Source organism: uncultured Campylobacter sp. (genome assembly GCF_938045595.1).
Lineage (GTDB): Bacteria > Campylobacterota > Campylobacteria > Campylobacterales > Campylobacteraceae > Campylobacter_B.
Genome location: NZ_CALIBB010000169.1, coordinates 1 through 6,955 on the forward strand (window position 1 = coordinate 1; position 6,955 = coordinate 6,955).

The following is a 6,955-nucleotide window of genomic DNA, read 5'->3' on the forward strand; positions in this document are numbered from 1 at the left end:
TAATCATTCTAGCTCACCCCGACATCGAAAATTCGCTCATAAACAAGCGGTTTTTGAAAGAGGCCGCCGCGCAAAGCTTCTAGGAGCTTATCGCTTTTTCCTTGCCGCACTCACGGGCAAAAACGCTGCGAAATATCCGCTTTCTTGTTTTACGTAGCGGCATGCGATGCTGATAAGGCTGCCGAGCGGAGGTAAAGCAGTGCAGCGAGGTACGCGGTGCAGGACACAAATTTTAGCCTCGCGCAAAATCCGCGCCGCAGATCACATCGGAGAGTAAAATTTCGCTCGATGCCTAGAGCAAGGCGCGAAAAAAAACGGCGCCGCAAATTATACGAGCCACAAAAGTCCGCCCTATGATTTGCAATAAAATTTTGAGTGTAAAATTTGCACATTTACGCTAAAGGCTTCGGCGCCTCCGAATAAGCCTCGGCCGCAGAAATTTTGATCTAAAATTTGAGCAGCCTGTCCTCGTCAAATTTAAAACCGGGCCCCAAGCCACCTCCCAGTAGTATCCGTCCGGATCGGCAAAATATGCGTGATATCCGCCCCAAAACGCAACTTGTGGCTCCTTGACGATAGTTCCGCCCGCCTTTTTTACTAGCTCTATGACGCTATCTACGTCCTCTTTGTTTTTTACGTTATACGCTAGCGTGATGCCGGCAAATCCACTGCCCCTCGGCGGTTCGTTTTCGCTGGTATCTCGAGCCAGCGCGTCTAGCGGGTAGAGCTCAGATTTGGTTCCGGGCGTATTAAAAAAGCATACCGGCGGGTCGTCGTCTTTGCAATCCGTCTTAAATCCTAGGCCGTCTCTGTAAAATTTTAGCGCCCTTTGCATGCTTCGCACGCCTAGGCAGATGCAGGTTATCTTATTAATTTTAGCCTCCATAAATTTTAACGTATCTATTTTGGTTTCTTGTGCCGTAGTCAAGCCTGCGCTCAAACAAGCCGTCGTCGCGCTAGCCGAGCGCGCCGTCCGAGCTTTTTAATCGCCGATCATTAAAATTTTAAAATTTTGCCTCCAAGCTCGGCGTTAAATTTTAAAATTTAAGCCGCCTTTATCTAGCCCACAAGCCCGCGCTTACGGCTCAAACGAGCAAGCCTTTAGGTTTCCGCCCGCTAAGCCCTTTTTAAACCACTCTTTGCGCTGTGCCGAGGTGCCGTGCGTGAAGGAATCGGGCACGACGCGACCGCTAAATTTGCGCTGCAACGTATCGTCGCCGATCGCGCTGGCGGCATTTAGCGCCTCGTCGATGTCGCCCGCTTCAAGCACGCGCCCTGTTTTTGCGAGATAGCGCGCCCAGACCCCCGCGTAGCAGTCCGCCTGCAGCTCGACTTTGACCTGAAGCGCGTTTTGCTCGGCTTCGCTGCGAGCGCGCCTTTTTAGAGCATTGATCTGCTCCAGCGTACCGATTAAATTTTGAACGTGATGCCCTACTTCGTGCGCGATGACGTAGGCCTGCGCGAAGTCGCCGCCCGCTTTGTATTTATTCGCAAGCTCGTCGAAAAAGCCGAGATCCAGATAAATTTTACGGTCCCTCGGGCAATAAAAAGGTCCCGTCTGCGCGCTCGCAAAACCGCAGCCGCTTGCGATCTGATCGCGGAAAAGCCGAAGTCCAGGCTCCTCGTAGCGCGCGCCCACGCTTTTAAATATCTCGCCCCAAACGTCCTCGGTTTGGGCTAGCACCGCCGAGACGAAGGCGAGCTTTTCCTGCTCCTGCGGGCTATCCGTCGGCTCTCTCTGCGTGCTAGCGCCCCCGTCTAAAAGCGCCAAAGGGTTGTAACCCATAAAATACGCTACGACGCCGATTACGAGCACTATGCGCCCGATCTTTGAGCCGAGCAAAAACCTGATGATCGGAATCAGCATCCCAAGCGAGCCCGAGCTCGTGCGCATGCTGCTTGCGCGGTCATCCTCCACGTTTGAGCTTCGTCTGCCGTCTTGCCATTTCATGTTTTTCCTTTAAAATTTTTGAGCCATTATACTAAAATTTTAAAAAGAGCGCCGTCTTGCTTTTGTAAAATACTCCGCGCGTAGCGAAATAAATCTGAAATTTTGCTTATTTTAAATTTCTTTTAAGCTGTTTAAAATTTTAAATTCTATATAATCGCCTTTTTTAAATTTAAAAGAAAGGAGAATTTGTGGCAAAAGACGACGTCATAGAGATCGACGGCAACGTCATAGAAGCGCTGCCGAACGCGACTTTTAAGGTCGAGCTAGACAATAAACACGTGATTTTATGCCATATCGCGGGCAAGATGCGGATGCACTACATCAAGATAATGCCGGGCGATCGCGTAAAAGTCGAGCTGACCCCTTACAGCCTCGATAAAGGCAGGATCACCTACCGCTATAAGTAAGGATAAAGTTAAATTTAGATATACTCGCGATTTTGCGACTAAACTGTAGGAAGAAGTGTTTTCAAAATCCCCACTATTTTGAAAACAGTTGGTTTGATACTTTCGCTTTTGAAATTTCATTAAACCTAGGTGCAGTTTGCATTTAAAGTGGAGAAAATTTTAGGAGAGTGGAATGAAAGTTCGTCCATCCGTTAAGAAAATGTGCGACAAATGTAAAATTGTCAAGCGCAAAGGTGTTGTTCACGTTATTTGTGAAAATCCAAAACATAAACAAAGACAAGGATAAGTTATGGCTCGTATCGCAGGTGTAGATCTACCAAAGAAAAAAAGGATTGAATACGGACTAACTTATATCTACGGTATAGGTTTATTTACGTCGAGAAAAATTCTCGATGCGGCAGGAATTTCTTACGATAAAAGAGTCGCCGATCTGAGCGAAGATGAAGCCGCCGCTATCAGAAAAGAGATCCAAGAGCACTATATGGTCGAAGGCGATCTTCGCAAACAAGTGGCTATGGATATAAAAGCGCTTATGGACTTGGGCGGCTATCGCGGCTTAAGACACAGAAAGGGCCTTCCTGTTCGCGGTCAAAAAACAAAAACGAACGCCAGAACCAGAAAAGGCAAACGTAAAACCGTCGGCGCGGCAGCTAAATAAGGATTGAGATATGGCACAAAAAAAAGTAGTTAAGAAAAAAACCGTCAGAAAAAATATCGCCAAAGGCATAGTTTACATCTCCGCTACGTTTAACAACACTATGATTACCGTAACGGACGAAATGGGCAACGCGATCGCGTGGAGCAGTGCGGGCGCTTTAAATTTTAAAGGCAGCAAAAAATCCACCCCTTATGCGGCGCAGCAAGCCGTCGAGGACGCGCTAAACAAAGCCAAAGAGCACGGCATCAAAGAGGTAGGCGTCAAGGTTCAGGGTCCGGGAAGCGGACGCGAGACCGCCGTTAAAAGCGTAGGTAGCGTAGAAGGGATTAAAGTTACATATTTCAAAGACATCACTCCTCTTGCGCACAACGGTTGCAGACCGCCTAAACGACGTCGCGTGTAATTATAAAAGGAGAAATTTATGGCTAGATATACAGGACCGGTTGAAAAATTAGAAAGAAGGCTCGGCGTCGATCTATTTATGAAAGGCGAAAGAAGGCTTGCGGGCAAGAGCGCGCTTTTAAAACGCCCTTACGCTCCGGGTCAGCATGGACAAAGACGCGCTAAACTAAGCGAATACGGCTCACAGCTTCGCGAGAAACAAAAGGCTAAATTTATGTACGGCGTAAGCGAGAAGCAGTTCCGCAGGCTATTTGCCGAAGCGGCTCGCAGAGAAGGTAATACCGGAGCGATCTTGGTTCAGCTTTTAGAGCAGAGGCTAGATAACGTCGTTTACCGCATGGGCTTTGCTACGACTAGACGATTTGCGCGCCAGCTCGTTACGCACGGACATATCTTAGTAGACGGCAAGCGCGTCGATATCCCTTCATATAGCGTCCGCGCAGGACAAAAGATCGAAGTGATCGAAAAGAGCAAAAATAACCCGCAAATTTCAAGAGCGCTGGATCTTACTGCACAGACCGGCATCGTAGCGTGGGTAGATGTAGAAAAAGAGAAAAGATACGGAATTTTTTCTAGAGTTCCGGAGAGAGAAGAAGTTGTTATTCCTGTAGAGGAAAGATTTATCGTAGAGCTTTACTCGAAATAGTAGGTGCTAATATGAGAAAAATCACAACATCAGCTCATATGCCAACTGAAATAAAGGTTGAGAATGTCAGCGAAAATGTTGCTAAAATCATAGCATATCCCTTTGAAACGGGATATGCCGTCACTCTAGCTCATCCTTTACGAAGGCTACTTTATACGAGCACGGTCGGTTTTGCGCCGACTGCGGTTAAAATCGAAGGCGTAAGCCACGAATTCGACAGCATGCGCGGTATGCTCGAGGATATGGCGGCTTTTATCATAAATTTAAAGGGCTTAAGGTTTAAAATCAAGGGCGATTCCCTACGCGAGGTCGTAGAATACAGCTTTAAAGGACCTAAAGAAATTTACGGCGGCGACCTAAACAACGACGCCGTAGAGATCGTAAATCCAAGCGCTTATCTAGCTACGATAAACGAGGATGCCGATCTTAAATTTACGCTCATCATCGAAAAGGGCATTGGCTACGTCCCAAGCGAAGAGATCAGAGAAAATTTAGACGCGGATTTTATCGCGTTGGATGCGTTTTTTACCCCGGTAACCAAGGCTGTTTACGATATCGAAAACGTATTTGTAGAGGATAATCCCGACTACGAAAAGGTGGTCTTTACGATCACTACCGACGGTCAGATCAGCGCGATAGACGCGTTTAAAAACGCGCTTGAAGCGATGTATCAGCAGCTGGCGGTTTTCAAAGGCATCGTAAATATCAGCGCTGCGGATACTTTCGGTAGAGCGATCCCTGCAAATTCCGAGTTTGCAAAGCTTTTTGAGAGCGTTAGCAATCTAAGCTTAAGCGCACGAAGCTTCAACTGCCTAGATCGCGCCGATATTAGATTTATCGGTGAGCTTGCGATCATGGAGGAAAGCGAGCTTAAAGACCTTAAAAATTTAGGCAAAAAATCGCTCGAGGAGATCAAGGCCGTAATGGAGGAGATCGGTTATCCTATCGGCAACCAAGAGCTCGGCGATAAAAAAGAGCAGCTAAAACGCAAGCTTGACGAGCTGAAGGCTCAAAGACAAAAGAATGAAGGACAATAAATGAGACATAATCACGGATATAGGAAGCTAGGGCGTACTTCGTCTCACCGTGCCGCCCTGCTTAAAAATTTAACCATCGCTTTAGTTACTAGCGGCAAGATCGAAACCACGCTTCCTAAGGCAAAAGAGCTAAGAAGCTACGCCGAGAAGCTGATCACTCGTGCGCGCAAGGGCGACAGCGAGGCGCATAGATTTGTTTTCGCGGCGCTTCAGGATAAGGCTGCGACAAATAAGCTAGTCACCGAGATCGCTCCAAAATACGCAGGCGTAAACGGCGGCTACACTCGCATCATCAAAACCCGCCTTCGCAAGGGCGACGCTGCCGAGATGGCTTATATCGAGCTAATCAGCAAATAAAATTTCGGGATCACTCCCGAAATTTCTTCTATGAAATTTAAAATTTTACTTCCGCTTGTTATCATCGCTGCGGGCCTAGCGTGGGCATTGGACAATTATCTTAGCTACAAAAATATCGAAACGATCAACTCCGAAATTCCGCTAAAGCAGGCATTGGACGGCGAGCAAATCTCTAAAATTCGCGTCTATAAATCTAAACGAATTCTTGAAATTTTGACCTCAAAAGGCGTCGCGAAAAGCTACAAAATCGCCCTCGGACGCGAGCCCGAAGGACACAAAGAGGTTCAAGGCGACGGCAAAACCCCGGAGGGCAACTACACCATAAACGGCAAAAATCCAAACTCGGCGTATCATCTAAATTTAGGCATCTCCTATCCGAACAAAGCCGACGTAGCCCACGCAAAATCCCTCGGCAAGAGCGCAGGCGGCGATATCAAAATCCACGGGCTACCGAATAAATTTAGCTACCTAGGGCAGAGTATCGCGGCGTTCGGCGACTGGACGGAGGGCTGTATAGCGCTCGTCAACGACGATATGGACGAGCTTTTCGAGCACGTAAAAATCGGCACGCCGATAGAAATTTTGCCGTGACTGTACACGCCTGCGCTAAAATTTCACAGCCACGATCGATATAAAACGTAGCGTAAATTTTATCTACGAGCTTTAAAATAATATTGCCGCCTAGGCTTTCGTATGCCGCAAAATTTGCGATCAAGATCATTCCTGTTCTTTATAAAATTTAATCGTATCGGCGCTTGTCCTAATTAAATTTAGATAGTTCCGCTTTAAATTTTACCTACCGCTCAAACAAAATTCCTTTTCAAATTTAGCCCTCAACCGAACTAAAATTTTATCCCAAATTTATAACGCAAATAGTCTAAATTTAAATATACGCAAGCCCGATGATTTGCGAGTTTCATCCTTGCCGAATCGATAAAATTTTAAAATCGCGGCTCGCCGTTCGCGCCGTATAAAATTCTTTGCGAGCCATTACGCAAAATCCGCGCCCTTGCGCAAAATTTCAGATTAAATTTCATCCCCGATAAGCCTTTTTTTATCGCTTTTGGATATAATTCGCCAAAATCAAAACAAGGAATTTTAATGATACCATTTAGCGATGAAGAGCTTTTAACTCCGGTACAAGGCAGCTTGGAGCTAATCCGTCCGATGCTTCAAAACGACGGCGGCGACATGCAGCTTTTAGGCATAAAAAATGGCGTCGTCTATGTCCGCCTTACCGGGCATTGCCACGGCTGCGCCGCAAGTGCGCAGACCCTAAAATACGGCGTCGAGCGCCAGCTTCGCATGGATATCCATCCGGAGCTTAGCGTCGTAAACATCCCCGAAGGTGAAGAGTTTGAATTATAAGAAGCTTGGACTAAAGGCCTTTTCGCGCGGAGAATTCGAGCTTGCGAAGCTGTATTTTTCGCTCGCATACGAAAAAAGCGGCGAGGAGGAAATTCTATTTTTGCTAGAACTTTGCCAGACTGCGCTGGC

General features: G+C 47.0%; 10 protein-coding genes and 1 pseudogene. 9 read left to right on the forward strand and 2 right to left on the reverse strand.

Annotation, left to right across the window (positions count from 1 at the left end):
• Positions 1–446: 446 nt before the first annotated feature.
• A pseudogene (locus Q0340_RS06820) lies at positions 447–874 on the reverse strand (VOC family protein).
• Positions 875–1,078: 204 nt separating this feature from the next.
• A complete protein-coding gene (locus Q0340_RS06825) occupies positions 1,079–1,951 on the reverse strand; it encodes a neutral zinc metallopeptidase (protein WP_298082688.1) in 873 nt (290 codons plus the stop codon).
• Between the two features lie 188 nt (positions 1,952–2,139).
• On the opposite strand from Q0340_RS06825, the gene infA reads away from it, so the two are divergent.
• From infA to Q0340_RS06870, 9 genes are all read left to right on the forward strand, one after another.
• Entirely contained in the window at positions 2,140–2,358 is a 219-nt protein-coding gene (gene infA, locus Q0340_RS06830) for a translation initiation factor IF-1 (protein WP_005869854.1), read from the forward strand.
• Between the two features lie 172 nt (positions 2,359–2,530).
• Positions 2,531–2,644: a 50S ribosomal protein L36 gene (rpmJ, locus tag Q0340_RS06835; RefSeq protein ID WP_005869855.1), complete on the forward strand. Its 114-nt coding sequence runs from the start codon at positions 2,531–2,533 to the stop codon at positions 2,642–2,644.
• A gap of 3 nt (positions 2,645–2,647) precedes the next feature.
• Positions 2,648–3,016, forward strand: coding sequence for a 30S ribosomal protein S13 (gene rpsM, locus Q0340_RS06840; protein ID WP_005869856.1), 369 nt, complete (start codon positions 2,648–2,650; stop codon positions 3,014–3,016).
• A gap of 10 nt (positions 3,017–3,026) precedes the next feature.
• Entirely contained in the window at positions 3,027–3,419 is a 393-nt protein-coding gene (rpsK, locus tag Q0340_RS06845) for a 30S ribosomal protein S11 (RefSeq protein ID WP_177387174.1), read from the forward strand.
• A gap of 18 nt (positions 3,420–3,437) precedes the next feature.
• A complete protein-coding gene (rpsD, locus tag Q0340_RS06850) occupies positions 3,438–4,064 on the forward strand; it encodes a 30S ribosomal protein S4 (protein WP_005869858.1) in 627 nt (208 codons plus the stop codon).
• Positions 4,065–4,075: 11 nt separating this feature from the next.
• Entirely contained in the window at positions 4,076–5,101 is a 1,026-nt protein-coding gene (locus tag Q0340_RS06855; RefSeq protein WP_298082689.1) for a DNA-directed RNA polymerase subunit alpha, read from the forward strand.
• The gene (rplQ, locus tag Q0340_RS06860; protein ID WP_005869862.1) at positions 5,102–5,458 is read left to right on the forward strand and encodes a 50S ribosomal protein L17; all 357 of its coding nucleotides are present in this window, start codon (positions 5,102–5,104) and stop codon (positions 5,456–5,458) included. It abuts the gene before it with no gap.
• A 30-nt stretch (positions 5,459–5,488) separates the two neighbouring features.
• Positions 5,489–6,049: a L,D-transpeptidase family protein gene (locus Q0340_RS06865; protein ID WP_298082690.1), complete on the forward strand. Its 561-nt coding sequence runs from the start codon at positions 5,489–5,491 to the stop codon at positions 6,047–6,049.
• A gap of 510 nt (positions 6,050–6,559) precedes the next feature.
• Positions 6,560–6,826, forward strand: a complete 267-nt coding sequence (locus Q0340_RS06870) for a NifU family protein (protein ID WP_298082691.1) — start codon at positions 6,560–6,562, stop codon at positions 6,824–6,826.
• Positions 6,827–6,955: the final 129 nt, after the last annotated feature.

What these genes read in the sequence shown, in the direction of transcription:
- Q0340_RS06825 (WP_298082688.1), bottom strand. Translation starts at nt 1,951, where the DNA reads ATGAAATGGCAAGACGGCAGACGAAGCTCAAACGTGGAGGATGACCGC.
- rpmJ (WP_005869855.1), top strand. Translation starts at nt 2,531, where the DNA reads ATGAAAGTTCGTCCATCCGTTAAGAAAATGTGCGACAAATGTAAAATT.
- rpsM (WP_005869856.1), top strand. Translation starts at nt 2,648, where the DNA reads ATGGCTCGTATCGCAGGTGTAGATCTACCAAAGAAAAAAAGGATTGAA.
- rpsK (WP_177387174.1), top strand. Translation starts at nt 3,027, where the DNA reads ATGGCACAAAAAAAAGTAGTTAAGAAAAAAACCGTCAGAAAAAATATC.
- rpsD (WP_005869858.1), top strand. Translation starts at nt 3,438, where the DNA reads ATGGCTAGATATACAGGACCGGTTGAAAAATTAGAAAGAAGGCTCGGC.
- Q0340_RS06855 (WP_298082689.1), top strand. Translation starts at nt 4,076, where the DNA reads ATGAGAAAAATCACAACATCAGCTCATATGCCAACTGAAATAAAGGTT.
- rplQ (WP_005869862.1), top strand. Translation starts at nt 5,102, where the DNA reads ATGAGACATAATCACGGATATAGGAAGCTAGGGCGTACTTCGTCTCAC.
- Q0340_RS06865 (WP_298082690.1), top strand. Translation starts at nt 5,489, where the DNA reads ATGAAATTTAAAATTTTACTTCCGCTTGTTATCATCGCTGCGGGCCTA.
- Q0340_RS06870 (WP_298082691.1), top strand. Translation starts at nt 6,560, where the DNA reads ATGATACCATTTAGCGATGAAGAGCTTTTAACTCCGGTACAAGGCAGC.